This is a genomic window from Mesorhizobium norvegicum (genome assembly GCF_004919685.1).
Taxonomy (GTDB): Bacteria; Pseudomonadota; Alphaproteobacteria; order Rhizobiales; family Rhizobiaceae; genus Mesorhizobium; species Mesorhizobium norvegicum.
The window spans coordinates 59,830-82,651 of the sequence record NZ_SMYZ01000003.1; the positions used below are offsets into that span (position 1 = coordinate 59,830).

The 22,822-nt window shown below is 63.2% G+C and carries 26 protein-coding genes and 1 riboswitch; of the genes, 14 read left to right on the forward strand and 12 right to left on the reverse strand.

Annotated elements, in window-relative coordinates; genetic code table 11:
• Positions 1-17 precede the first annotated feature (17 nt).
• Both FCU66_RS01425 and FCU66_RS01430 read left to right on the forward strand, forming a co-directional pair.
• Positions 18-386, forward strand: a complete 369-nt coding sequence (locus FCU66_RS01425) for an ArsR/SmtB family transcription factor (protein WP_136620417.1) — start codon at positions 18-20, stop codon at positions 384-386.
• A complete protein-coding gene (locus FCU66_RS01430; RefSeq protein WP_136620368.1) occupies positions 383-871 on the forward strand; it encodes an SRPBCC family protein in 489 nt (162 codons plus the stop codon). The genes FCU66_RS01425 and FCU66_RS01430 overlap by 4 nt, the downstream gene beginning before the upstream one ends.
• On the opposite strand, the gene FCU66_RS01435 is transcribed toward FCU66_RS01430, so the two are convergent.
• The 3 genes from FCU66_RS01435 to rpmB form a co-directional block, all read right to left on the reverse strand.
• A complete protein-coding gene (locus FCU66_RS01435) occupies positions 860-1,540 on the reverse strand; it encodes a spermidine synthase (RefSeq protein WP_136620367.1) in 681 nt (226 codons plus the stop codon). The genes FCU66_RS01430 and FCU66_RS01435 overlap by 12 nt on opposite strands.
• Positions 1,541-1,543: 3 nt before the next feature.
• Positions 1,544-2,224 (reverse strand): queuosine precursor transporter, encoded by a 681-nt coding sequence (locus FCU66_RS01440; protein WP_136620366.1) that lies wholly within the window; start codon positions 2,222-2,224, stop codon positions 1,544-1,546.
• A gap of 161 nt (positions 2,225-2,385) precedes the next feature.
• The gene (gene rpmB, locus FCU66_RS01445) at positions 2,386-2,682 is read right to left on the reverse strand and encodes a 50S ribosomal protein L28 (RefSeq protein ID WP_056583698.1); all 297 of its coding nucleotides are present in this window, start codon (positions 2,680-2,682) and stop codon (positions 2,386-2,388) included.
• A 258-nt stretch (positions 2,683-2,940) separates the two neighbouring features.
• Here rpmB and FCU66_RS01450 point away from each other — a divergent pair, with 258 nt between their 5' ends.
• From FCU66_RS01450 to FCU66_RS01460, 3 genes are read left to right on the forward strand one after another with little or no spacing between them, the layout of a single operon-like run.
• Positions 2,941-3,729: a DUF3108 domain-containing protein gene (locus FCU66_RS01450; protein WP_136620365.1), complete on the forward strand. Its 789-nt coding sequence runs from the start codon at positions 2,941-2,943 to the stop codon at positions 3,727-3,729.
• 34 nt (positions 3,730-3,763) lie between these two features.
• Positions 3,764-4,699: an aromatic amino acid exporter YddG gene (gene yddG, locus FCU66_RS01455; protein ID WP_136620364.1), complete on the forward strand. Its 936-nt coding sequence runs from the start codon at positions 3,764-3,766 to the stop codon at positions 4,697-4,699.
• Positions 4,696-5,370 (forward strand): lysoplasmalogenase, encoded by a 675-nt coding sequence (locus FCU66_RS01460; RefSeq protein ID WP_136620363.1) that lies wholly within the window; start codon positions 4,696-4,698, stop codon positions 5,368-5,370. Before yddG ends, FCU66_RS01460 begins: the two co-directional genes overlap by 4 nt.
• On the opposite strand, the gene FCU66_RS01465 is transcribed toward FCU66_RS01460, so the two are convergent.
• On the reverse strand, positions 5,367-5,795 hold the full coding sequence (locus FCU66_RS01465) for a cupin domain-containing protein (protein WP_136620362.1): 429 nt from the start codon (positions 5,793-5,795) through the stop codon (positions 5,367-5,369). The two genes, FCU66_RS01460 and FCU66_RS01465, sit on opposite strands and share 4 nt — an antisense overlap.
• 12 nt (positions 5,796-5,807) lie before the next feature.
• Complete coding sequence (gloB, locus tag FCU66_RS01470) at positions 5,808-6,575, reverse strand: hydroxyacylglutathione hydrolase (protein WP_136620361.1); 768 nt, start codon at positions 6,573-6,575, stop codon at positions 5,808-5,810.
• A 119-nt stretch (positions 6,576-6,694) separates the two neighbouring features.
• On the opposite strand from gloB, the gene FCU66_RS01475 reads away from it, so the two are divergent.
• From FCU66_RS01475 to FCU66_RS01485, 3 genes are all read left to right on the forward strand, one after another.
• Positions 6,695-7,483, forward strand: a complete 789-nt coding sequence (locus FCU66_RS01475; RefSeq protein WP_136620360.1) for a class I SAM-dependent methyltransferase — start codon at positions 6,695-6,697, stop codon at positions 7,481-7,483.
• Between the two features lie 139 nt (positions 7,484-7,622).
• Positions 7,623-9,449 carry an ABC transporter ATP-binding protein/permease gene (locus FCU66_RS01480; protein ID WP_136620359.1) on the forward strand — a complete coding sequence of 609 codons (1,827 nt, stop codon included), beginning with the start codon at positions 7,623-7,625 and terminating at the stop codon, positions 9,447-9,449.
• 86 nt (positions 9,450-9,535) lie between these two features.
• Positions 9,536-10,333, forward strand: a complete 798-nt coding sequence (locus tag FCU66_RS01485) for a DUF1194 domain-containing protein (RefSeq protein ID WP_136620358.1) — start codon at positions 9,536-9,538, stop codon at positions 10,331-10,333.
• A 12-nt stretch (positions 10,334-10,345) separates the two neighbouring features.
• Here FCU66_RS01485 and FCU66_RS01490 read toward each other — a convergent pair whose 3' ends face one another.
• Positions 10,346-11,281, reverse strand: a complete 936-nt coding sequence (locus tag FCU66_RS01490) for a glycosyltransferase family 2 protein (RefSeq protein WP_136620357.1) — start codon at positions 11,279-11,281, stop codon at positions 10,346-10,348.
• A 365-nt stretch (positions 11,282-11,646) separates the two neighbouring features.
• Here FCU66_RS01490 and FCU66_RS01495 point away from each other — a divergent pair, with 365 nt between their 5' ends.
• Complete coding sequence (locus FCU66_RS01495) at positions 11,647-11,967, forward strand: DUF1330 domain-containing protein (RefSeq protein ID WP_136620356.1); 321 nt, start codon at positions 11,647-11,649, stop codon at positions 11,965-11,967.
• Between the two features lie 10 nt (positions 11,968-11,977).
• On the opposite strand, the gene metW is transcribed toward FCU66_RS01495, so the two are convergent.
• On the reverse strand, positions 11,978-12,592 hold the full coding sequence (metW, locus tag FCU66_RS01500; RefSeq protein ID WP_023757246.1) for a methionine biosynthesis protein MetW: 615 nt from the start codon (positions 12,590-12,592) through the stop codon (positions 11,978-11,980).
• A 58-nt stretch (positions 12,593-12,650) separates the two neighbouring features.
• Complete coding sequence (gene metX / locus FCU66_RS01505; RefSeq protein ID WP_136620355.1) at positions 12,651-13,820, reverse strand: homoserine O-acetyltransferase MetX; 1,170 nt, start codon at positions 13,818-13,820, stop codon at positions 12,651-12,653.
• Positions 13,821-13,929: 109 nt separating this feature from the next.
• Positions 13,930-14,007: riboswitch (SAM riboswitch) on the reverse strand.
• A gap of 137 nt (positions 14,008-14,144) precedes the next feature.
• Here metX and hisC point away from each other — a divergent pair.
• Entirely contained in the window at positions 14,145-15,254 is a 1,110-nt protein-coding gene (gene hisC / locus FCU66_RS01510) for a histidinol-phosphate transaminase (RefSeq protein ID WP_136620354.1), read from the forward strand.
• 6 nt (positions 15,255-15,260) lie between these two features.
• Complete coding sequence (locus FCU66_RS01515; protein WP_181956521.1) at positions 15,261-16,196, forward strand: prephenate/arogenate dehydrogenase family protein; 936 nt, start codon at positions 15,261-15,263, stop codon at positions 16,194-16,196.
• A gap of 129 nt (positions 16,197-16,325) precedes the next feature.
• On the opposite strand, the gene FCU66_RS01520 is transcribed toward FCU66_RS01515, so the two are convergent.
• Entirely contained in the window at positions 16,326-17,261 is a 936-nt protein-coding gene (locus tag FCU66_RS01520) for a sugar kinase (RefSeq protein WP_136620352.1), read from the reverse strand.
• Between the two features lie 7 nt (positions 17,262-17,268).
• The gene (locus tag FCU66_RS01525) at positions 17,269-18,270 is read right to left on the reverse strand and encodes a DUF2125 domain-containing protein (RefSeq protein ID WP_136620351.1); all 1,002 of its coding nucleotides are present in this window, start codon (positions 18,268-18,270) and stop codon (positions 17,269-17,271) included.
• A gap of 149 nt (positions 18,271-18,419) precedes the next feature.
• Between FCU66_RS01525 and FCU66_RS01530 the strand changes: the two genes are divergently transcribed.
• Both FCU66_RS01530 and FCU66_RS01535 read left to right on the forward strand, forming a co-directional pair.
• Positions 18,420-18,941 carry a gamma-glutamylcyclotransferase gene (locus FCU66_RS01530; RefSeq protein WP_136620350.1) on the forward strand — a complete coding sequence of 174 codons (522 nt, stop codon included), beginning with the start codon at positions 18,420-18,422 and terminating at the stop codon, positions 18,939-18,941.
• A gap of 121 nt (positions 18,942-19,062) precedes the next feature.
• A complete protein-coding gene (locus FCU66_RS01535) occupies positions 19,063-20,010 on the forward strand; it encodes an aldo/keto reductase (RefSeq protein ID WP_136620349.1) in 948 nt (315 codons plus the stop codon).
• Positions 20,011-20,143: 133 nt separating this feature from the next.
• On the opposite strand, the gene FCU66_RS01540 is transcribed toward FCU66_RS01535, so the two are convergent.
• Together FCU66_RS01540 and FCU66_RS01545 are read right to left on the reverse strand one after the other, a co-directional pair.
• On the reverse strand, positions 20,144-21,064 hold the full coding sequence (locus tag FCU66_RS01540) for a hypothetical protein (protein WP_206077166.1): 921 nt from the start codon (positions 21,062-21,064) through the stop codon (positions 20,144-20,146).
• Positions 21,065-21,195: 131 nt separating this feature from the next.
• Positions 21,196-21,825 carry a hypothetical protein gene (locus FCU66_RS01545; RefSeq protein WP_206077165.1) on the reverse strand — a complete coding sequence of 210 codons (630 nt, stop codon included), beginning with the start codon at positions 21,823-21,825 and terminating at the stop codon, positions 21,196-21,198.
• 345 nt (positions 21,826-22,170) lie between these two features.
• Between FCU66_RS01545 and FCU66_RS01550 the strand changes: the two genes are divergently transcribed.
• Entirely contained in the window at positions 22,171-22,797 is a 627-nt protein-coding gene (locus tag FCU66_RS01550; protein WP_136620347.1) for a LysE family translocator, read from the forward strand.
• Positions 22,798-22,822 lie beyond the last annotated feature (25 nt).

A 22,822-nucleotide genomic window follows, 5' to 3' on the forward strand; every position in this document is an offset into this window, starting at 1 on the left:
CTGCAATACTCAAGTCCATGCTTAACTATTCCGAGATCGACAGCATCCTTCGCGCTCTTGTCGAGCCGACACGCCGACAGATCCTGGAAAGGTTGAGCCGCGGACCGGCCACTGTCAGCCAGCTGGCGGAGCCGTTCGGCATGACATTCGCGGCAGTCCTGCAACATCTGCAGACGCTGGAGGCCTGCGGGCTGATCCGCAGCGAAAAGATCGGGCGGGTGCGCACCTGCCGGATCGAGCCGGGCGGGCTTGCTCCGCTCGCCGACTGGATTACCGAACGCCGCATACCGGCGGAACGCCACCTCGACCGGCTCGGCCAGATCCTGGCCGAGACAGACCAATCCCCCAAGAAAAATCAGGACCAGGAAAAGGACGAGCAGCAATGAACCAGATCGCCCCCGTCAAAGACGAGCATTCCGTCATCCACTCCACCTTCACCATCGAGCGGACCTATCCACAATCGCCGGCCCAAGTCTTCCATGCCTTCGCCGACAAGGCGACCGTGCGGCGCTGGCGGGTCGAAGGCGATGGTTTTGCCATCGCCGAATTCAGCTTCGACTTCCGCATCGGCGGTGGCGAGGTGTCGCGATTCAGCTATGCCGGCGGTCCGGAGGTCAGGCTCGACGCGCAGTTCCAGGATATCGTTCCCGACCAGCGCATCGTGTTTTCATACCGCATGGCAATCGGGCCACAGCCGATGTCGGCATCCCTTACCACTGTCGAGCTGACACCCTCAGGCAATGGCACGCGGCTGACCTACACCGAGCAGGGCGCGTTTTTCGACGGTGTCGATTCCGCCAAGGGGCGGGAAGAGGGAACCCGTGGACTGCTGGAAGCCCTTGCTGCGGATCTTCAGAAGTCAGGATCGTGAGCCGTTGGCGGCGATCCAGATGACATGGCGCGCGCCGCGCTTGCCGTTGGCGCGCGTGTTGACCTCTTCGACCGTGAAGCCTGCCTGCTTCAGGCGCCGCGTGAAGCCGCTGTCGGGGCCTTGCGACCAGACCGCCAGCACACCACCCGGCTTCAGCGCGGCGCGTGCGGCACTGAGGCCCTGCAGGCTGTAAAGCGCATCGTTGGATTTATGGACGATGCCTTCCGGGCCGTTGTCGACGTCGAGCAGGATGGCGTCCCAGGCTGCGGGCTCAGACCGTATCAACTGCCCGACATCGGTTTCCTGGATGGTGACGCGCGGATCGTCGAGACAGCCGCCAAAGATTTCGGCCATCGGGCCGCGCGCCCAGGCGACGACCGCCGGCACCAGTTCGGCGACGACGATGCCGGCATCAGTGCCGAGTTCAGCGAGTGCGGCGCGCAGCGTAAAACCCATGCCAAGGCCACCGATCAGGATTCTTGGCTGCCGACGGCCGGCAATCCGCTCGCATGACAGTTTTGCCAGCGCTTCCTCGGAACCGCTGAGACGGCTGTTCATCAGCTCGTTGGTGCCCAGCATGATCGAGAATTCGGAACCGCGCCGCTTGAGGCGAAGTTCTTGTGCGCCGTCTGGGGTCTTTGCAGAGTCTAGCTGAACCCAGGGAAGCACGGCTTAGGCCGCAACTGCCGGCTGGCTCCAGCGGGCAGCGAGCAGCCGGTAGGGGATGAGTGCGACGACGGCGATGATCAGCTTCACCGAGAGATCACCAAGCGCCCAGGAAACCCAGCGCATGGCATCGACATGGAACACGCCCATCAGCGGTGCGGTTTCGAGCGCAAAGCTGTCGTTCGGACCAGCGAAGGCAAAGGCGGCCGAGAAAGCGACGGTGAAGAATACGGCGGTGTCGAATACCGACCCGACCAGCGTGCCGACGATCGGCGCCCGCCACCAGCTCTGCCGGCGCAGCCGGTTGAAGACGGTGACATCGAGCAATTGCGCGCAAAGGAATGCCGCGCCGGAGGCCGCCGCGATGCGCACCAGCCGGTCGGCGGCGGTCTCGAATTCGATCAGGCCGTGGCGGAACAGGAAGGGTGGGACAAGGATCGAGCAGACCACCGCCGTCATGAAGCCGACAAAGACGATCCTGCGCGCCACGGTGGGCCCGTAGCGGCGGTTGGCGAGGTCGGTGACCAGGAAGGAGAAGGGGTAGGTGAAGGCGCCCCAGGTCAACAGATCGGCCAGCGACAAGCCGCCGACCTGGCCCTGCATCGGGAACTGCACGAGAATGTTCGAAGCCACGACGACAAGCGCCATGGCGGCCACGAATGGCAGGTATCGCGAGAAGGAAGTCATTTTTTTATCCTGGGTAATGGAACCAGCGGAGCATCATGCCCATCCGAGCGATGCTCGCTTCGTATTTGAGCATCGGGTTGCCGAACCTTGCGGATTCGATCCCGATGCCCAAGGCCAACAAGAGGTTGGCCAGGGCGGTCGTCCCCCGCCTTTAAACGATGTCAGGCAGCAGGCTGCTCGGCGATCTTCTTGGCGATCTGCTTCTTCAGCAGACGGGCGCGCTGCGACAATTCCTTGACGTCGGCCTTGGCCAGGAAGGCGTCGAGACCGCCGCGATGTTCGACCGAACGCAGCGCGTTGGCCGAGATGCGCAGACGCACATTCTGGTTCAGCGCTTCCGAAATCAGCGTCACATTGACGAGATTCGGCAGGAAGCGACGCTTGGTCTTGTTGTTGGCGTGGCTCACATTGTTGCCGGACATGACTGCCTTGGCAGTGAGTTCGCAGGTGCGGGACATTGTTCTAACCTTCAGTTCTCGGGATCTGCCAAACCTTTGTGCCCACGCCGGGTGGCGCGCGGTTCTGGTCAGGCGGCCTTATGGAAAAAGTTGGCGTTCCATAGTTGCATTTCGCCGGGGCGTCAAGCTCCGGCTTCCCCACGGACGCGCCCGGCATTTTCATATTAAGGCCGGAATTCATCCTATAAGCGGTCTGATAGGGACATGCCAGACCGGAGTTGCCCGCCTCCGGCCGAAAATCAAGGACCCGATCCCGCCATGCTTCGTTCGTCACATGCCCTTGTCGCCATGCTTGCCATTGCCTTGCCGTCCGCCGCGTCTGCTGCCTCGCCGCAGTCGTTCAAGGGCGAGTACACGGTGTCGTTCCTTGGTCTTTCGATAGCGAAATCAACGTTTTCCAGCCGCTATGAGAACGGTGCCTACGCGATCGAAGGCAGCGTCACCGCGGCCGGCCTCGCCAAGCTGTTCGACGACACGCGTGGCACGATCTCGTCCAAAGGCACGATTGCGGGCAAGAAGATGGTGCCACAGGCGTTCCGTGCCGATTACACCTCCGGCAAGAAGGCATCGGTGGTCGATATCCGCTTTGCCAACGGCACGGTCACCTCGACGCAGGTCATCCCCGCGCCGGGCAAGCGCGATCCCAAGAGCTGGGTGCCGATCAGTGCCGACGACCTGGCCTCGGTGCTCGATCCGATGGCCGCCACCGTCATCCATGCCGACAGTCTCGATCAGGTCTGCGGCCGCACGGTGAAGTTCTATGATGGCGAGATGCGCGCCGATCTGACGCTGACCTATGATTCGAAGGGCACGATCTCGGTGCCCGGCTACAAGGGCGACACCATCACCTGCCGGATGGGTTTCGAGCCGGTGGCGGGGTATCGCAAGGGCCGCAAGGCGCTCAACTATCTGAAGAACAAAAGCCGCATGATGGTGACGTTTGCACCGCTCGGCCAAACCGGCGTATATGCGCCGATCCACGCCACGGTGGGCACGCAGATCGGCACCTTGACCATCAGCGCCGGGCGTTTCGAAGCGGTACAATAGCCAGGCGCGGAATTGGCGCGCCACTGGAGACAGAATGGGGCGCGCAACACTGATCGGCTTTTCGGCGGTCGCCATGTGGGCGTTGCTGGCGCTGCTCACGGATGCGTCGGGCCAAGTGCCGCCGTTCCTGCTGTCGGCAATCACCTTCTCGATCGGCACCGGCGTCGGGCTCGTCGCGCGGCTGTTCATGCCGGCGCCCGACAAGAACCAGAAGATACCGCCGCAAGTGTGGCTGATCGGCATTGCCGGCCTGTTCGGCTACCACTTTTTCTACTTCACCGCGCTGCGCAATGCGCCGGCGGTGGAGGCGAGCCTGATCGCCTATCTGTGGCCGCTGCTGATCGTGCTCGGCTCGGCGCTGATGCCGGGCGAACGGCTGGCCTGGAACCATGTCGTCGGCGCGTTGCTCGGCCTTGCCGGCACGGTGCTGATCGTCACCAAGGGTGGCGGTCTCGCCTTCGACGCCCGCTATGCCTTCGGCTATGCGATGGCCGCCGTTTGTGCCGTCCTGTGGTCGTCCTATTCGCTGTTGTCGCGGCGCTTCCCGTCAGTGCCGACCAGCATCGTTACCTGGTTCTGCGCCGCCACCGCGGTGCTGTCGCTCGCCTGCCACCTGGCGCTGGAACAAACCGTGCTGCCTGAGGGCGCCGGCCAGTGGCTGGCCGTGCTCGGTCTTGGCCTGATGCCGGTGGGTGCTGCCTTCTATGCCTGGGACATCGGCGTCAAGCGCGGCAACATCCAGGTGCTGGGGGCTGCAAGCTACGCCGCGCCGCTGTTGTCGACGCTGGTGCTGATCGCGGCCGGCGTCGCCGAGCCGTCGCTGCGCATCCTCGCTGCCTGCGTGCTCATCACCGGCGGTGCGGCGCTGGCGGCAAAGTCGCTGTTCCTGCGCAAGCCGGTCGCGACCGAAAGCGGAGCCGGGGCATCCGAAAGCGGAGCCGGGGCATCCGAAGGCGGAGCCAGAGCATGACGATGCCGTTTGCGGGCGGCATCGATGCCAACGCCAATGCGACACTGATCTTTTCGCTGGCGGCGGCGGTCATCTACACCTTCACGCTTGGCATGCCGCCGACGCTCGCTCGTTCGGCGGCAAAGACGCTCACTGTCGCGATGCTTGCCGTGCTGGCGGCGCTGCAAGGCGGCCCGCTGCTGCTGGTTGCTGCGCTCGCGCTCAGCGCCGTTGGCGACGCCTTCCTGTCGCGCGACGGTGAAAAGGCCTTTCTTGGCGGGCTGGCCAGCTTTCTCGTCGCCCACATCGTCTATGTCGTGCTGTTCCTGCGCAGCGGTGGCGGGTTGGAGTTGCTTGGCACCGAATCTTGGCGCGGAGCGATCGCGCTCGCCATGGCGGTGTTTGCGATCGTCATGCTGGCGGCACTGTGGCGCCGCGTTGGTCCCGGCCTGCGTATCCCGATCACCGTCTATATCGTCGCGATCCTGGTGATGGGCATCTCGGCGCTGACGACAAGCAGCGTCTGGATTGTCGGCGGCGCCGTGCTGTTCATGGCGTCGGACGGGCTGCTCGCTACGGAGAAATTCCTGGTGGCCGCCATCTCGCCGCATCGTGCCTGGATGCGTTTTGCTGTCTGGGCGCTCTACTACGCCGCCCAGTTGGGGATCACCTTGGGTTTCTTGCTGAATTAGGGTTGTTTCGGCTGCCAGCCAGGTGCTGCCAGTTCGAAGGCGGCAAACTCGAAGCCCGGTGCGACGGTGCAGCCGACCAGCGTCCAGTCGCCCAGGCTGCGCGCCGATTGCCACCAGCCTGCCGGCACGACGATCTGCGGCCGTTCACCGGCTGCGAGATCGATGCCGAGCACCTGCTCCATAACGGCGCTGCCTTCTTCCCACATCGCCAGCGCCAGCGGGGCGCCGGCGTGGAAATGCCAGACCTCGGCGGCGTCCTTGACCCGGTGCCAGGCCGAAACCTGATGCTGTTCCAGCAGGAAGTAGATCGCGGTCGAATGGCCGCGCGCACCGCCAGCGCCATCGCGAAAGGTCTCGGCGTACCAGCCGCCTTCCGGATGCGGTTTCAGACCGAGCGTCGCGATGATTTCGGCGGAACTGGCCATGGCCCGAATGCTCTAGAAATTGTCCTTGCGCTTGCGGATTTCGGCAAAAACCTCGGCGTCCGAAGCTTTCTCCAGCCCAAGATGCTTGCGGATCGCCGGATCGTGCCAGCGCAGGAAGGGATTGGTCGACAGTTCCTCGCCGATCGTCGTCGGCAGTGTCGGCTTGTCGGCGGCGCGCAGCGCTTCGATTTTGGCGGCGCGTTCCTTCAATGCCGAATTGGTCGGGTCGACGGTCAGCGCGAAACGGGCGTTGGAGAGCGTGTATTCGTGACCGCAATAGATGACCGTCTCAGCCGGAAGTGCAGCCAGCTTCTTCAGCGAATCATACATCACCGGCGGCTTGCATTCGAAGAGCCGCCCGCACCCCAGCGCAAACAGCGTGTCGGCGGTGAACGCCACACTCGAAGCCGGCAAGTAGTAGGAAACGTGGCCGGCGGTGTGGCCGGGCGTGGCAATCACCTCGATCCGCTCATCGCCGAGATGAACGACGGAACCCTCTTCGACGGTTTCGTCGATGCCGGGGATCTTGGCCTTTTCCGCTTCCGGGCCGACAATGCGCAATTTGAAGCGCTCCTTCAGCGCCAGATTGGCCTCGACGTGGTCGACATGATGATGCGTGGTCAGGATCATCGTCGGCGTCCAGCCGGTGCGCTTGAGCGCGGCCAGGATCGGTGCCTCCTCGGGCGCGTCGATGATCGCGGTCTGGCCGCTTTTGGGGTCATGCACCAGCACGCCGAAATTGTCGCTGCGGCACATGAACTGTTCGATTTCGACCGGCATCGCATGTCTCCATTGTCGCCGCAGACATAGGGCGCCGGCGCGGCGATGTCATCCCGCAAATCTCCGCCATATCGGGGCCTTTTGTTGAAACCCGCCGATATCACGGCTACATCCCTGCCATGCATTCCGACATCGTCGACCTTCGCTCCTTCTATTCGACAACGCTCGGCCGGTTCGCCGAGCGCTCGATCACCATGGCGCTGTCGTCGATCTGGGCCGCCGTGCCCAACGAGCGGCTGGTCGGCCTCGGCTATACCTTGCCGTGGCTGGAGCGCTTCGGCGCGGATGCCGAGCGGGTGTTTGCCTTCATGCCGGCAACGCAGGGCGCCGTGGTGTGGCCGGCGACAGGGCCGACGGCGACGGCACTGGTCTTCGACGAGGAACTGCCGCTGGTCGATTCCTGCATCGACCGCATGCTGCTCGTCCATTCGCTCGAACATGTCGAGAACCCGCGTGAGACGCTGAACGAGATCTGGCGTGTGCTGTCGCCGGCCGGCCGCGTGGTCATCGTCGTGCCCAACCGGCGCGGTGTCTGGGCGCGCTTCGAGCACACGCCGTTCGGCAATGGCCGGCCTTTCTCGCGTGGCCAGCTCACCGAACTGCTGCGCGAGGCGAATTTCACGCCCGCCGCCTGGTCCGATGCGCTGTTCTTTCCGCCATCGCGGCGCCGTTTCATGATGCGGTTCCACAATGTGCTGGAACGTGCCGGCCGGCGACTGTGGCCGATCTTTTCCGGGGTCATCGTCGTCGAGGCACAGAAGCGGCTCTATCAAGGCGTACCGGTCGCCCAGCGCGCCTCGCGCCGTGTCTTCGTGCCGGTGCTGTCGCCGCATGGCGCCACCCGGCTTGGCCGTCGCAATGAGGCCGGGGACACCAAGCCATCGGTTGCGCGGGTGACGGCTTCGTGATCACGGCAAGAGTGCCTGGTGGCTTTTCCCTGCCTATCTGTCGCAAGTGGACTGACAGCCCATTTGGCAGCCCATGTGAACGACGGATGCCTTCAAGTCTCTCCAACCGGTTTCAGCACTGAACGCAAGGACCTCGGCCATGGCTGATCAACCGGGCAATGCCGCCGCCGCTCAGCCGGTTGCCGTGGCCGTCGAAGCCAGCAGCCTGAGCGATCAGGTGGCGACGATCAGGCGGGCGCTGGCGGGATCGCCGGTTCGCAAGTGGTTGCTGTGGACATCGGTCGGCATCATGGCCGTGATCATCGCAACGTCGATCGGCCAGGTTCTGCTCAACCGCTGGAATCAGCCTTTCTACGATGCGCTTGCGCGCCGCGACATGGCGGCGTTTGTGCACCAGCTTCTCGTCTTTGCAATGATCGCCGGCGGGCTGCTGGTGCTCAACATCGGCCAGACCTGGCTCAACCAGATGATCAGGCTCAAGCTGCGCGAGGCGCTGACGCTGGACCTGATCGACCAGTGGATGCGGCCGGCGCGCGCCTTCCGGCAGGCCAATGCCGGCGCCATCGGCGTCAATCCCGACCAGCGCATGCAGCAGGACGCCGCGCATCTGTCCGACCTGTCGACCGATCTCGGCGTCGGCCTGCTGCAGTCGTGCATCCTGCTCGTGTCCTTCGTCGGCGTGCTGTGGGAGCTGTCCTCGGGCTTCGTGTTCCATATCGGCGGGACGTCGCTGGCCATACCGGGCTACATGGTCTGGGCCGCCATCCTCTATGCCGGCATCGCCTCCTGGTTGAGCTGGCTGGTCGGGCGCCCGCTCATCAGCCTGAACAGCAACCGCTACACGCGGGAAGCCGAGCTGCGCTCCTCGATGGTGCGCGTCAACGAGAATGTCGATGCCATTGCGTTGTACCATGGCGAGGCCGACGCCAGGCGACGGCTTGAACTCGACCTCGGCACAGTGCTGGGCGCCATGCGGCGCATCTACACCGCCCAGATCAACCTGTCCTGGGTGACCGATACCTATGGCTGGATCACCGTCGTGGCACCCATCCTGGTCGCCTCGCCGGTTTATTTCTCAGGGGATATCAGCTTTGGCGGACTGATGATGGCGGTAGGTGCCTTCAACCAGGTCCACTCTTCCCTGCGCTGGTTCATCAACAACATAGGCAGCATCGCCGATTGGCGCGCCACGCTGATGCGTGTCGCCGATTTTCGCATCGCGCTCGATGAAACCGATGTGCTGCACGACACGGAAAAGCGCATCGCTTTTGATCAAAACGCCAATGGCAGCCTGACTTTCGAGAAGCTCGAAGTGGCTTCGCCGGAGGGCTGCACCAGGCTCGCCGACGAGCATGTCGAAATCCGTGCCGGCGAGCGCGTCATGATCACCGGCGACCGGGGCGCCGGCAAGACGCTGTTCTTCCGCGCCATTGCCGGCCTGTGGCCATGGGGAAGGGGGCGGATCGGCCTGCCGGCGGGAGAAACCCTCATATTCGTGCCGCGCGTCCCTTATTTCCCGGCCGGTACGTTGCGCGAGGTCCTCGATCACCCGAACGGAGCTGTGCCGGCGAGCGATGCCGACATTTCGGCGGTGCTTGCCGAGGTTGGTCTGGAACGGCTGTCGTCGTCGCTCGACCGCGCCGGGCGCTGGGATCACGAACTGGGCGATGACGAACAGCGCTCGTTGGCCTTCGCCAGGCTCGCCTTGCGCCAACCGAAATGGGTGATCATCGACGAAGCCATGGATGCGTTCGACGGGCCCTCCCTGCGGCGCGTGCTGTCGATGCTGGAGAAGCGTTTGCCCGGCGCCGCGATCCTCAACATCGGACGCGGCCTGCACAACAATCAGTTCTTTCCGCGCGCGTTGACGATCGTCAAGGATTCCGGCGCGCCGGCGTTGAAACCTGCTCGCATCAGGGCGGGTGCTATCGAACCGCCGCCAGCCGGCGCCCGCCGCAAGACATAGGCCGATATCCGGATTGCCGGCGCAAAGCTTTATTTTGCCGTGATCGCGAGGGAAGCTCTCCGGGAGAAACAACCCTGGCGACGGCCATGCTTGATGCTCTGCGCCTGCTTGCCTGTCTTGCCTGCGCCCAGGCCGCGCCCGCCGGCTCGCCGACGGATGCGCTGGCTGTGGACGTCGAGTTGGTGCTGGCGGTCGACATCTCGCTGTCGATGGACGAGAAGGAGTTCGCCCTGCAGCGCGCCGGTTATGTCGAAGCGCTGCGGCATCCCGACTTCATCCGGGCCGTCCGCGCCGGCGCCACGGGCCGCATCGCGCTCGCCTATTTCGAATGGGCCGGCACGGTGCGCGATGACGCGGTCATCGGCTGGCAGATCATCGACAGCGCCGAGAGCGCCAACAGCTTTGCCGACAAGGTCGCGGCCCGCCCGTTCCGGAGCTTCCGCGGCACCTCGATTTCCGGTGCGCTGGCCTTCGGCACCGAGCTTTTCGATCGCACTTCTTTCGAGGGCGAACGCAGCGTCATCGATATCTCCGGTGATGGTCCAAACAATATCGGGCCGCCGGTCACCGCGACGCGTGATGAGGCAATCGCCAAAGGCATCGTCGTCAACGGACTGCCGATCCTGATCAATCCGTCGCCCACCTTCAGCCATCTCGACCAGTATTATGCACAGTGCGTGACCGGTGGGCCCGGTTCCTTCGTGCTGCCGATCTATGCCGCCGCCGAGTTCTCGACAGCCATCCGGCGCAAGCTGATCCTCGAAGTGAGTGGCATTCAGGACAGGATCATTCCCGTCGACGCGGCTACGCCGATAGACTGTCTGCAAGGCGAGCGGGACAGGCGGTTCTTGTCGGATCCGTATTTTCCGGAACTCGACCGCTGAATCTTGCCGAATTTAGGCCGGCCGGGCGCCAAACTTGTCGCGGAACTCATTGTAGAGATCGCGGCGCCAGCGCCGGCCATGGACATAGCCGTGCATCAGCTCCGGCAGCGAGTAGCCGAGCGCTTTCGACTCGCGATTGGCCATGTAGCCCTTGAATGCCTCCGGTATCCGACCTCTGAGGATATCGGCGATGATCTGCCGCGAGATCATGTAGGGCGGAATGTGCGGGTAGGCGCGGGCAATGTGCGGGTGTTTGTCCATCAGATTCGCATAGGCCTCGACATAGCCGTCACGGCGGCCCGAAATCGAGTTTTCCGAATTGTATTTCGTCCAATCGATGTCCTCGGACAAGCGCGCGCCATGGCGGCGAGCAAGCCGCAGCAGCAATTCCCGGTCCTGCATCCGGGTGATGTCGCTGTCGTAGCCGCCAATGCCCAGCAGGGCCTCGCGGCGGGCGGTTATCGCGGAGCCGGCAATGAAGATCGTCTGCGCGACCAGCGTCCGCTCCAGCATCGTCGGGCTCACAAATGCATCGCGGTTGACGCAGTTGGTGGCGCGATTGCCCTTCAAGGAGACAAACGAGCTGATCAGCACCTGAAGTGCGGGATTGTCATCGAACCAGGCCAGGGTCCGTTCAAGCCGGTGCGGCAGGTAGACGTCGTCGGAATCAAGGAAGGTCACCACCGGCGCCCGTGCGCGCTCGATGCCGGCATTCCTGGCGGCGTTGGCGCCTCGCCATTTTGCGCCGACATAGATCAGCCGCGGATCCTGGATGCGCGCCAGCGCCGCCTCGGTTCCATCGGTCGAGCCATCGTCGACGACAATATGCTCGAACCTGGGCATGCCCTGGGACAGCACGCTTTCCACGGCGCGCAACACTGTTTCGCGCCGGTTGTGGGTCGGCGTTATGACCGTGATGAGAGGTGTGTCTTCGATGATCCCGGCCATGTCGTGTCAGCTGTTTCCTGCGCAGGACTGCGCGTCTATCCAGGATTTTTCGATTTTCAGAACGGTCGAATGGATCGGACTTTTCCTTTCCGGTCATCATCTTCGACGCGACGCTACAAAAAACAGCTGCCCATGTCACCCACCGTGCCGGTACTCAACCCGTGCGAGATAACGAATTCCGTCGTTAGCGTTCCAATTGCAACAGCATTACCGCGCAGAGCACTTGCGAATCACCATGGAAGCGACCCGCCGTGACAAGATAGCATGTATTCCATTACCTCAGACGTAATCGCTTCGCGCTCGACGTTTGGTCAGATTGCCCTTGCGAGGCCGGTAACTCGGCTTTGATGACAAGGAGTAAAGTCATGACCGCCTACGCCGTTGCCCACATGCGCCATGCCACGATGGGTCCGCAGATCGTCGAATATCTGCACAAGATCGATGCCACGCTGGAACCTTTCGGCGGCCGTTTTCTGATTCATGGCGGCGATGTGGAAGTGGTCGAGAACGACTGGCCGGGCCATCTGATCATCATCGAATTTCCCGACAGGCAGCATGCGCGCGGCTGGTACAATTCGCCAGCCTACCAGGCGATACTGGCGCTGCGCACGGATAATTCGGTGTCCGACGTGGTGTTCGCCGACGGCGTCGAACATCCGCACAAGGCAACGGATGTTCTGGAATAGCGGGCGGCTGCTACCGCTTCAGCAAGAACACGGCCTGCTGGCCGAAGAAATTCCAGAACCACCATGGCATCGACAGGCCGATCTTCTGGCCATTGGCGTCGAGCGCGGTCGCTTTTTCCACGGTCGCGCCAAGCTCGTCGCACAGATTGACGAAGTCGCGGATGGTGCAGAAGTGGATGTTGGGCGTGTCATACCAGGAATAGGGCAGGTCCTTGGTCACCGGCATGCGGCCCTGGATGAACAGCGACAGGCGCACCCGCCAATGGCCGAAATTGGGGAAGGAGACGATGGCGCGGTTGCCGATCCTGAGCAGTTCGTCGAGCACCAGCTTCGGGTTGCGGGTGGCCTGCAGCGTCTGCGACAGGACGACGAAGTCAAAACCCTTGTCGGGATAGAATTCGAGGTCCTTGTCGGCATCGCCCTGGATGACCGAGAGGCCGCGCGCCACGCATTCGTTGACGCCGCGCTGCGACAGCTCCAGTCCACGGCCGTCGACCTGCTTGGTGTCCTGCAGCAGCTCGAGCAGCGAGCCGTCGCCCGAGCCGACGTCGAGCACGCGGGACTGTGGCGGGATGAGGTTGGCGACGACCTCGAGGTCGACGCGCTGGTCGCGGTTGACACTCATGGCTTCGCCTCCTGCCTGGCGCATGATCCCGATCCGAAAAGTCTGCAACTTTTCGGGGTCATGCGCTGAGCCCTCTCGCTCGGGCGGCCGAGCCGATGAAGCCGTTGATGGCGGCAAACAGTTCCGGCTCATCGAGCAGGAAGGCATCGTGGCCACGGTCAGTCTCGATCTCGACGAAGGATACCGACGCGCCGGCCGCGTTGAGCGCATGCACGATCGAGCGGCTCTCCTCGGTCGGAAACAGCCAGTCCGAGGTGAAGGACACCAGGCAGAAGCGGGTTTTGGTGCCGGCGAAGGCGTCGGCCAACCGGCCGCCATGGTCGGCGGCGAGGTCGAAATAGTCCATCGCCCGCGTCATGTAGAGGTAGGAATTGGCGTCGAAGCGATCGACGAAGGTCATGCCCTGGTGGCGCAGATAGCTTTCGATCTGGAAGTCGGCATCGAAGCCGAAGGTCAGCGCTTCGCGATCCTGCAGATTGCGGCCGAATTTCCTGTGCAGGGCGGCTTCCGACAGATAGGTGATGTGGGCGGCCATGCGCGCCACCGCCAGGCCCTTTTCCGGGCGTTTGCCTTGCTCGAAATATTTGCCGCCATGCCAGTCCGGATCGGCCATGACAGCCTGCCGGCCGACCTCATGGAAGGCGATGTTTTGCGAGGAATGGCGCGCGCCGGTGGCGATCGGCAGCGCCGAGAAGACGCGCTCCGGATAACTCGACGCCCATTCCAGCACCTGCATGCCGCCCATCGAGCCGCCGAGCACGCAGAACAGTTTTTCGATGCCGAAATGGTCGATCAGCATCTGCTGTGCCCGCACCATGTCGCGGATGGTGATGATCGGCAGGTCGAGCCCATAAGGCTTGCCGGTGGCGGGGTTGGTCGAGGCCGGTCCGGTGGACCCAAGACAACCGCCGATGACATTGGAGCAGATGACGAAGAAGCGGTTGGTGTCGATGATCTTGCCGGGGCCGATCAGCACTTCCCACCAGCCCGGCTTGCCGGTCACCGGATTGGTGCTGGCGACGTGCTGGTCGCCGGTCAGCGCATGGCAGACGAGGATGGCGTTGGAGCGGGCGTCGTTCAGCGTGCCGTAGGTCTGGTAGGCGATCTGGAACGGCGACAGCAGCGTGCCGGCATCCAGCTTGAGCGGCTTGTCGGAGCCAAAACGCAAAACCGGGCTCGACGGCTGGTCGGCCTCGTTGTTGGTTTTGCGGGCGCGCAGAACGGCCATGACATCCATCTCACACTTTGAATCCACGGCACCGTGCTTTTCGAAAATCGATGCCGATGTCCGGCCGGCGCGGACAACAAAAAACCGGCATTGCAGTCGCAAAGCCGGTTACAGGATGCAAACGGCCCTTTAGCAAGTTGTTTAACGTGGCTGCAAGCCGACCGGCCAAATCACCACGGAAGTTCGCACCTCTTCTAGGACCGTGGCGCGCCGGCGTCAACGGCCCGCCTTGGTGCAGAGGCTGTCACCTCTCGACATTGCGGGCCACGGCTTGTATTTCCGCTGCGGCTTCCCTCAGGAAGCGTTCTCGACGGATTTTGCGATATGAACCAGACACCGGACAAGGCACGTCCAACCCCGCGCGCGGGCATCATGGACATCGACGCCTATGTGCCCGGCAAGAGCACGGCGCCTGCCGGCGTCGCCAAGGTCTACAAGCTGTCCTCGAACGAGAATCCGCTCGGTCCCTCGCCAAAGGCGATCGAAGCCGCGCGCGAGATTGCCGGCAAGCTCGACATCTATCCCGACGGCACCGCCAGGCGGTTGCGCGAAGCGATCGCCGAGGTGCATGGCCTCAACCCAGCCAACATCATCTGCTCCAACGGTTCCGACGAGATCCTCGGCCTGCTGGCGCAGACCTATCTGGCGCCCGGCGACGAGGCCGTCATCACCGAACACGCCTTCATGGTCTACAAGATCTACATCCAGTCGGCTGGCGCCGTTCCGGTGACGATCAAGGAAAGAGACGAGCGCGCCGATATCGACGCCATCCTGGCCGCCGTCACGCCGCGCACCAAGATCGTGTTCCTGGCCAATCCCAACAACCCGACCGGCACCTATGTGCCGTTCCAGGAGGTGCGCCGGCTGCATGCCGGCCTGCCCAGGCACGTGCTTCTGGTGCTCGACGCGGCCTATGCCGAATATGTCCGCCGCAACGACTATGAAGCCGGCATCGAACTGGTCGGCAGCGCCGAGAACGTGGTGATGACCCGCACCTTCTCCAAGATCGGCCTTGGCGGGGCGCGGATCGGCTGGATGTATGCGCCGATGCATATCGTCGACGCCATCAACCGCGTGCGGGGGCCCTTCAATGTCAATGCGACGGCGATCGAGGCCGGCATCGCCGCGATCCGCGACCGCGCCCATGTCGAGCGCAGCGTGGCGCATAACGAGACCTGGCTGACCTGGCTGAGCGAACAGATGATCGGGCTCGGGTTGCGGGTGACGCCCAGCGTCGGCAATTTCATCCTCATTCATTTTCCCGAGGACCAGAAACATTCCGCAGCGGCGGCGGACGACTATCTGACAGCGCGCGGCTATATATTGCGGCGCGTTTCCGGCTACGGCTTTCCCAACGCGCTGCGCATGACCGTCGGCACCGAAGAGGCCAATCGCGGCGTTGTCGCCGCTCTCACGACATTCCTGAAAAGCTAGAACACCATGACATCACCGATGTTTGAAAAGATCGCGCTGGTCGGCATCGGCCTGATCGGCTCGTCGCTGGCCCGCGTCATCCGCCGTGAGGGTCTGGCCCGTCACGTCGCCATCTCGACCCGCAGTGCCGCGACGCTGGCGCGGGCTGAGCAGCTTGGGCTGGGTGATTCCTACACCACGGATGCGAGAGAAGCGGTCCGCGATGCCGATCTGGTCATCGTCTCGGTGCCGGTCGGCTCATCCGGCGCGGTGGCCGAAGAAATCGCGCCGGCGCTGAAGAAGGGCGCGATCCTCACCGATGTCGGCTCGACCAAGGCCTCTGTCATCGCGCAGATGCAGCCTTATGTGCCAGCCGGCGTCCATTTCATTCCCGGCCACCCGCTGGCGGGTACGGAAAAATCCGGCCCGGATGCCGGTTTCGCCGACCTGTTCGACAATCGCTGGTGCATCTTCACGCCGTTGCCCGACACCGACCCGGACGCGCTGGAGAGGCTGTCGGAATTCTGGCGCCGCTGCGGCGCCAACATCGACACCATGGATCCCCAGCATCACGACATGACGCTGGCCATCGTCTCGCATTTGCCGCACATCATCGCCTACAACATCGTCGGCACCGCCGATGACCTGCAGTCGGTGACCAAATCCGAAGTGATCAAATATTCGGCTTCGGGCTTCCGCGACTTCACCCGCCTTGCCGCCTCCGACCCGACCATGTGGCGGGATGTATGCCTGCACAACAAGGATGCCATCCTCGAAATGCTGGCGCGGTTCTCGGAAGATCTGGCGTCGCTGCAACGCGCGATCCGCTGGGGTGACGGCGAAAAACTCTTCGATCTGTTCACCCGCACCCGCGCCGTGCGCCGCTCGATCATCGAGGCCGGCCAGGACATCGACGTGCCGGATTTTGGCCGCCAGGCGGTCGAACACCCTAAAGGGAGCTGACATTCAGATGAGGCCGGCCTGCAAATGGCTGATACCTGCGCTTCCGGTGCTCACGTACTTCAAGTACGCTCCGCTCCGGTTCTCGGTATCAGCCATTTTCGACTCGGCCTGACCTGAATCTCAGCTCCCTTATCCTTTTTGGGATGTCGGCCAGGTCGCGGCAACCATGGCCAAAGTCTCGCCGCGGTCCGGGGCACCGAGCCTGCCGCCGAAGCGCAGGCATTTGAGCGCGGCGGCCGCACTGGCAAAGCGCAAAGCCTGCTCGACCGGCATGGCTTCCGCCAGCCCGACGGCGAAGGCGCCGTGAAAGACATCGCCGGCGGCGAGCGTATCCACCGCCTTGATTCTCGGCGCCGCGACGTGGCGCACACAGCCTGCGGAACGGTCGTGCCACCAACTCCCCGCCGCGCCGCCGGTCACCGCGACAAAGGCGTCGGTGCGGCTGGCGAGATCGGCGCAAGCCGTTTCCGGATCGAGCGGCTGGCCGCAGACAATGCGCGCCGCTGGCTCCGAAGCGACGATGTGCGTGGCGAGCGGCAACAGACGTTCCAGGACCTCCAGCGGTGCGGTGTCGGCATCGAGGATCGCCGGACGGCCGCCGGCACGCGCGGCCTTCAGGGCAAGTGCCGCCGCACCCGGCCAGCGGACATCGACCAGCACGGCGTCGAATGCCATGAGGTCGGCGACCGGCAAGGCTTCGGGATCGGCCTGGGCAAGCCTGTCATAGAAAGGCACGATGATGCGCTCGCCATGCGCGTCGACCAGGATCGAGGCCAGCGCCGAGCGGGCGCCGCTGACGCGGCGCACAAAGGTGCAATCGACGCCTTCGGCCTCGATGCCGGCGATGAGCTGGTCGGCGACGGCATCGTCGCCGACACTCGCCCATAGCGATACCTCGGCGCCCAGGCGGTGGGCGGCACAGGCAGCGCTCGTGGCCATGCCCGAGGCGATCTGGACGCCGTCGGAGGCGATGAACTTGCCCTGATGCACGGGCAGTGTCTCGACACGCAGGATGGTGTCCAGGGTCAGGGCGCCAACATTCAGCAACCTCACGGGTCTTGCCATGGCAGCGCTATTCCACCGGCTTGATCTTGCCCAGCGGAATGAAGCCGAGCGAGGCCTTGCCCTTGACCACCTTGAGCGGCATCGACGGTTCGTTGCCGAGCACCGCCAGGGCAGCAAAGCCCTGCTCGATCTGGCTTTTCTGCTCGGGTATGGCGGCGCCCAGGATGGCCGCCACCGCCTTCGGGTCCTTCAGCCTGATCATCAGATCGGCGTTGACCAGGCCCTCGGCATCGACCGAGAGCGGTCCCGAAACAGTGATGCGCGCCGTCCCCGACGACAGGTCGAGGTTGCGGATTTCGATCGCCTGGCCGCGCAGGCTCTTCACCTGCGTGCCGATCAGCGCGACGCCGTTCCTCAGCGTGACGTCGCCGCTGGCGTCGAGCGCCGGCAGCACGCGCCCGCCAATCGCGTCAGGGTCGATCTCGAGATCGCCAAAACTGCCGACATAGTCGATATCGCCACCGTTCGGCTGCAACTGACCTGATGCCTTGCCGGCGCTGAACAGTTGCACCGGATCGGTGTCGTCGGCCGGATCGGTCTGGCCGGACAGGCCCTCCGCCTCCAGGGAAATCCTCTGCGGCAGCGGCCACCACAGTTTGACGTTGGCTTGCAGATTGTCCCAGTCGATCCACAGCGGCACCATGTCCGGAACGGAGGTCCTGAGCGGACCGCGCAGATTGGCAACCGGTGACAGAGGCTGGATGATCTGGGCGGCTGCGTTGAAGCTGCCGGCCGAAGCGGCGATGTTCCTGTCATCGTCCTCATAGGCCAGGTTGTCGCAGGAGACGGTAAAGCTCAGGGGATAGCCGCTGACCTGGAGGTTGGCGCAGCCGGCCTCGACGCCAGTCTTGTTGAGCGTGGCAACCGCCTTGTCGGCCTCGCTCCTCACCCGGTCAGCCAGATAGAACCAGCCGCCGCTGTAGATGGCGAACAGCACGAGGACGAACGCAGCAAGCCAAAACAGGCGGCGGCGGTTGTTGCTCGGCTGGCGTTCGTCACTTGACGTCATGCTTTGGCTCTCGTTAACGCATGGGTGTTGGACGGACAGTCGATTCCGCCAACAACAGGTAGACAGAGACGAATAGGTAGACAGAGACGGGCGGAAAAAACACCGATTCCCTGTGGTGCTGCCACTCTTTTGCAATCAGGCGCGGCGATATGGGCGATTTTTGGGTGTTTGGCTATGGTTCGCTGATCTGGCGGCCGGGTTTCGCGCATGTCGAGACCCAGCGCGCGCGCCTGCATGGCTACCGCCGCTCGCTCTGCGTCTATTCCTTCGTGCATCGCGGCACGCGTGAGCGACCCGGTCTGGTGCTCGGCCTCGACCGCGGCGGCTCCTGCATCGGTCTGGCGTTCCGCGTTCCCGGCGGCTTGCGCGACGAGGTCATCGCCTATCTGCGCGAGCGTGAACTGGTCACCAACGTCTATCTCGAGCGCATGCTCAAAATTCGCCTCGACGGCGGTGGCACGGTCGATGCGGTAGCCTACATCGTCGACCGCCAGCACGAGCAATATGCCGGTGCGCTCGACGCGGCGGATGCGGCGGCCGTGGTGCGCGGCGCGGTCGGCCAGTCCGGCAACAACGAGGACTATGTGCTCAGCACGCTGGAGCATCTCAAGGCGCTGGGCATCCGCGACCACTGGCTGGAGGATGTCGCCAGGCAGGTCGCGCCTTTGTGAAGCTGGCTCTGCGGAAAAAGGCGACCAGGCCTTTGACCTCGATCAGGCAAGACCTAGGTTAGGCTCAGAACCTCAGCCCGCAGGCGCCATTCGCCCGCCCCAATCATCCCGGAGATACGCCTTGCAGAAACGCCGTCTCGGTCGCACCGACCTGTCCATCGCGCCGCTGGTTCTGGGCGGCAATGTCTTCGGCTGGACCGCCGACGAGAAAACCTCGTTCGACCTGCTCGACCGCTTCGTCGGGGCCGGTCTCAACGCCATCGACACTGCGGACGCTTATTCGCGCTGGGTCTCCGGCCACAAGGGCGGTGAGTCGGAAACCATCATCGGCAAGTGGATGAAAGACCGTGGCAATCGCGACAAGGTCGTGGTGATCACCAAGGTCGGTTCGGATATGGGACAAGGGCACAAGGACCTGTCCGCCGCATACATCGAAAAGGCCGTCGACGCGTCGCTGAAGCGGCTGCAGACCGATGTCATCGACCTCTATCTGTCGCATTGGCCGGATCCGACGACACCCTATGAGGAAACCCTTGGCGCCTATGAGAAGCTGCTCGCCAAGGGCAAGATCCGCTATGCCGGCTGCTCGAACCTCGACGCCGGCCAGTTGCGTGCGGCACTCGATGTGGCGAGCCTGCGCAGCCTGCCGCGCTACGAGGTGCTGCAGCCGGAATACAATCTCTACGATCGCTCGTCCTTCGACGGGCCGCTGCGCGATCTTTGCGTGGCCGAGGACATCGGCGTCATCACCTATTTCAGCCTGGCCAAGGGTTTTCTCAGCGGCAAATACCGCAGCGAGGCCGATCTCGGTCAAAGCCCGCGTGGCGGCGGGGTGAAAGACTACCTCAATGCGCGCGGCATGCGCATCCTTGCAGCACTCGACGCGGTGTCGGCCAGGCATTCGGCCAAGCAGGCGGAGGTCGCGCTTGCCTGGGTTATCGCACGGCCAGGTGTCACCGCACCGATCGCCAGCGCCACCAAGCCCGAGCAGATGGACAGCCTGATCAAGGCGGCGTCGCTGAAGCTGAGCGCCACCGACATGGCCGAACTCGACAAAGCGAGCGGCTGAAGCCTTAGGCAGCCGCTGCATGCGGCGCATTGCAGATATTCAGCCAAGCGCCATCGGAGGCCGAGAATGCTTCGGCCATCTCGCCTGTTGCCGCGTTGCACGCGACTGCCCGATGCGACTGCGGCGCGGCAGATCAATCGTCTTTGAGCAGACTGCGTGTCAGATCCTCTTCGCTTGGCATACTCCCATGCAGGAGAATCGCTTGCAGTGCGTCTCGCAAAAGCAACCACGCTCGCGCCCAATGCTCCATGCTGACCGGTTTTTGCGAACCATGCGAAATCTTGCTGCGGTCACTGTAGCTCTTTTTCGCGGTCTCATAGGTAAGTGACCGGGGGTGAAGCGGGACGAGTAGTTCGGCCAGGAGCAACGATGTCCGAAACGTTATCTCGGTGCTGATCGAGGGAAAGAGGCCTTCGATGCCTTGCCATATATGCAGGATCGAGCTTCCCAGGTCTGGCATCAGTGGAGCCTTGACCAGAGCACGACGCGCGGCGCGGAGTACGGGCGTTTCTTTTTCAAGGGTGAGCCATTTTGCAAGGTCTCGCTCGGCACCATTGGCAACGCCCTCGCCCATGTCCCGGACAAATTGGCCAGGAGCGCCGACGATGCAGGCGAAAGACAGCTCGTGAGACCAGGTTTCAACGCGTGCCGTAGCGTGCGTAATTCCTTCTCGCATTCCCTCGTGCATCGTTGCTTGATGGCCAGATGATCTCGCATTGATGCCGGCATACGCGTTGAGTGAAGTGTTGCACCCGAAGGGCGCGACGGTGGGGCAAGTGCCTCGAAGGTACAGCATCGCGCGATATGCATCGATGCGATCGGCAGCCTCAGGGAAATCCGCTGCGGCCGTTTCAAATTCCAGGTTTACGCTTTGAAGATAGACTTTCATCAGCTCGGGCGGCACCCGGATCGGATGACGTTCGGCAAGCAAGGAATACAGATCGAAGATAGGCACTTCCCACTTGCGCCGGTGTATCAACACCAGGTCGTTACCGCACACGTCGCCCTCGAAAGTGGGAAGCAACCAGGTTATTGGAAAAAAGAAGTTCGGCATGGCCGAAGTTATAAGCGAGCGCGCTTTTCACCGCATCTTCTAAAAATTCAACATCCAGAGTGGCAGCCGCTAGTAGCGAGTTGGTACGATCGGCGCGTCCTGGCACAGTGGACGCGCCGATTATGAGCGCTTCAATACTCGATCTTCAAATCGAGCTTCACGGCCTCCGCCTGCACCCCTGCGAGCTGGGCCACGCGGTCTCTTGCCCATGCCATTACTTCGGCGATCGTAGACAAGCCGGGCTCAACCGTCTCGGGCGCGTGCTCGGGCTCTTCGCTGCCCGCCTCTCCGTGAGGATTGTCGGCGAGCAGATCGGAAATCGAATAGACCGCGACACGCTTGTAGTGATCGAGAATGCCCGTCCCGACACTGGCGGCAATGCCACGATTGTCTCGGTCGAGCCCTACCCACATGCCGAAATTATCCTTGATCGTCTGCCCTTCCTTGGAGCGGGCGGCATAGTGGGCGTTGAAACGCTTGCGCACGTCGTGGGCCGGAAAAATGTAAACCTCGACGTTTTCCGGGTCGTCCTTCGAGTCTACCGTCGCAACGATGACGGTCTCGACATCGTCGAGCGTCTTCCACTTCGCGCCGCCTTGGAGCGGCGGGAAGGCGATGTAACGATCGCGCGTGGTTCGGATAGCTGCCATTTCAGTCTTGCCGCCCTTAGTGATGTTCCAAATGTTCGAGAGGCCCCGGCCAGGAACACGAGTCATTGAGTAGCCCTGCGCCTCGGCGGCCTTCTTTGCCGCGTCTACCATCAGATGCCACCGAGCCGATTCAGAAAGCACGCTCAATAAATTAGACATTGTAGTCAGCCTTCGATTTACGGTGTGCTCGTTATGAGCTACCGACTGAAACGTATATACGTTCTGCTGAAATCGTTGTCAAACTGTTTGATACCGTTTGACAACCAAATAGCTAACTTCATTGCTCAGGTCGAAAATCGAACGGCTTCTGTGCATGTTGCAAAAGTCTTGCCAAACCGAGTCTCAGCCCCATCGTAAACTTGCTTGCTAAGGGTGTCCGGCTGCACGCACGAACGTCCAAGACGACCCTCTTGTCTTGCCATAGCCTCCGTCGCACGGGGCATGGCAGAGGGCGAGATGACTGAGCCGCTTCTTTCGCAACCGGACCTTTGGCGTCAGATGCTCGCTCTGGTGCTTGCCTCTGCCGTCGTCATGGGCAGCCCGGGGCCGGCAACGATTAGCGTCACTGCCGTCGGTGCGGCCTTCGGCTTGCGCCACTCGCTGGGCTATGCCTGGGGGATCATCCTGGGCACGATCGCCGTGCTTTTGGTCGTCGCGATGGGGGTCATGGCGGTGCTCATGTCGATGCCGAAGCTGGCGCCGTTGCTGGCTGTCGCTTCCGCGGCCTACATCCTCTATCTCGCCTTCAAGATCGCCACGGCCCCGCCCTTGGCGGAGCGCGCCGCCGAGGCTTCGCGCCCAACATGGCTGGCTGGGTTTCTTCTCGCGGTCGCCAACCCAAAGGCCTATGTGGCGATCGCCGCCGTGTTTGCCGGTGCTTCGTCGAAACAGGGCGCCGCTGAGCTTGGTCTTTGGCCGAAGCTGGCGGTTCTCGCCCTGATGATCGTTGCCATCCACGCTCTGTGGCTTGTCGCGGGGGCAGCGTTCGCGCGCTTCCTGCGCCGGCCGGCGGCCTCGCGGATCATCAATCTGGTCTTTGCCGCAACGCTGGTGGTAACCACCGCGCTGGCCGTGTTCGGCTGAGACCTGCCGGCCGGAGACTTCCGGT

What these genes read in the sequence shown, in the direction of transcription:
- FCU66_RS01425 (WP_136620417.1), top strand. Translation starts at nt 18, where the DNA reads ATGCTTAACTATTCCGAGATCGACAGCATCCTTCGCGCTCTTGTCGAG.
- FCU66_RS01430 (WP_136620368.1), top strand. Translation starts at nt 383, where the DNA reads ATGAACCAGATCGCCCCCGTCAAAGACGAGCATTCCGTCATCCACTCC.
- FCU66_RS01440 (WP_136620366.1), bottom strand. Translation starts at nt 2,224, where the DNA reads ATGACTTCCTTCTCGCGATACCTGCCATTCGTGGCCGCCATGGCGCTT.
- rpmB (WP_056583698.1), bottom strand. Translation starts at nt 2,682, where the DNA reads ATGTCCCGCACCTGCGAACTCACTGCCAAGGCAGTCATGTCCGGCAAC.
- FCU66_RS01450 (WP_136620365.1), top strand. Translation starts at nt 2,941, where the DNA reads ATGCTTCGTTCGTCACATGCCCTTGTCGCCATGCTTGCCATTGCCTTG.
- yddG (WP_136620364.1), top strand. Translation starts at nt 3,764, where the DNA reads ATGGGGCGCGCAACACTGATCGGCTTTTCGGCGGTCGCCATGTGGGCG.
- FCU66_RS01460 (WP_136620363.1), top strand. Translation starts at nt 4,696, where the DNA reads ATGACGATGCCGTTTGCGGGCGGCATCGATGCCAACGCCAATGCGACA.
- FCU66_RS01465 (WP_136620362.1), bottom strand. Translation starts at nt 5,795, where the DNA reads ATGGCCAGTTCCGCCGAAATCATCGCGACGCTCGGTCTGAAACCGCAT.
- gloB (WP_136620361.1), bottom strand. Translation starts at nt 6,575, where the DNA reads ATGCCGGTCGAAATCGAACAGTTCATGTGCCGCAGCGACAATTTCGGC.
- FCU66_RS01475 (WP_136620360.1), top strand. Translation starts at nt 6,695, where the DNA reads ATGCATTCCGACATCGTCGACCTTCGCTCCTTCTATTCGACAACGCTC.
- FCU66_RS01480 (WP_136620359.1), top strand. Translation starts at nt 7,623, where the DNA reads ATGGCTGATCAACCGGGCAATGCCGCCGCCGCTCAGCCGGTTGCCGTG.
- FCU66_RS01485 (WP_136620358.1), top strand. Translation starts at nt 9,536, where the DNA reads ATGCTTGATGCTCTGCGCCTGCTTGCCTGTCTTGCCTGCGCCCAGGCC.
- FCU66_RS01490 (WP_136620357.1), bottom strand. Translation starts at nt 11,281, where the DNA reads ATGGCCGGGATCATCGAAGACACACCTCTCATCACGGTCATAACGCCG.
- FCU66_RS01495 (WP_136620356.1), top strand. Translation starts at nt 11,647, where the DNA reads ATGACCGCCTACGCCGTTGCCCACATGCGCCATGCCACGATGGGTCCG.
- metW (WP_023757246.1), bottom strand. Translation starts at nt 12,592, where the DNA reads ATGAGTGTCAACCGCGACCAGCGCGTCGACCTCGAGGTCGTCGCCAAC.
- metX (WP_136620355.1), bottom strand. Translation starts at nt 13,820, where the DNA reads ATGGCCGTTCTGCGCGCCCGCAAAACCAACAACGAGGCCGACCAGCCG.
- hisC (WP_136620354.1), top strand. Translation starts at nt 14,145, where the DNA reads ATGAACCAGACACCGGACAAGGCACGTCCAACCCCGCGCGCGGGCATC.
- FCU66_RS01515 (WP_181956521.1), top strand. Translation starts at nt 15,261, where the DNA reads ATGACATCACCGATGTTTGAAAAGATCGCGCTGGTCGGCATCGGCCTG.
- FCU66_RS01520 (WP_136620352.1), bottom strand. Translation starts at nt 17,261, where the DNA reads ATGGCAAGACCCGTGAGGTTGCTGAATGTTGGCGCCCTGACCCTGGAC.
- FCU66_RS01525 (WP_136620351.1), bottom strand. Translation starts at nt 18,270, where the DNA reads ATGACGTCAAGTGACGAACGCCAGCCGAGCAACAACCGCCGCCGCCTG.
- FCU66_RS01530 (WP_136620350.1), top strand. Translation starts at nt 18,420, where the DNA reads ATGGGCGATTTTTGGGTGTTTGGCTATGGTTCGCTGATCTGGCGGCCG.
- FCU66_RS01540 (WP_206077166.1), bottom strand. Translation starts at nt 21,064, where the DNA reads ATGCCGAACTTCTTTTTTCCAATAACCTGGTTGCTTCCCACTTTCGAG.
- FCU66_RS01545 (WP_206077165.1), bottom strand. Translation starts at nt 21,825, where the DNA reads ATGGTAGACGCGGCAAAGAAGGCCGCCGAGGCGCAGGGCTACTCAATG.
- FCU66_RS01550 (WP_136620347.1), top strand. Translation starts at nt 22,171, where the DNA reads ATGACTGAGCCGCTTCTTTCGCAACCGGACCTTTGGCGTCAGATGCTC.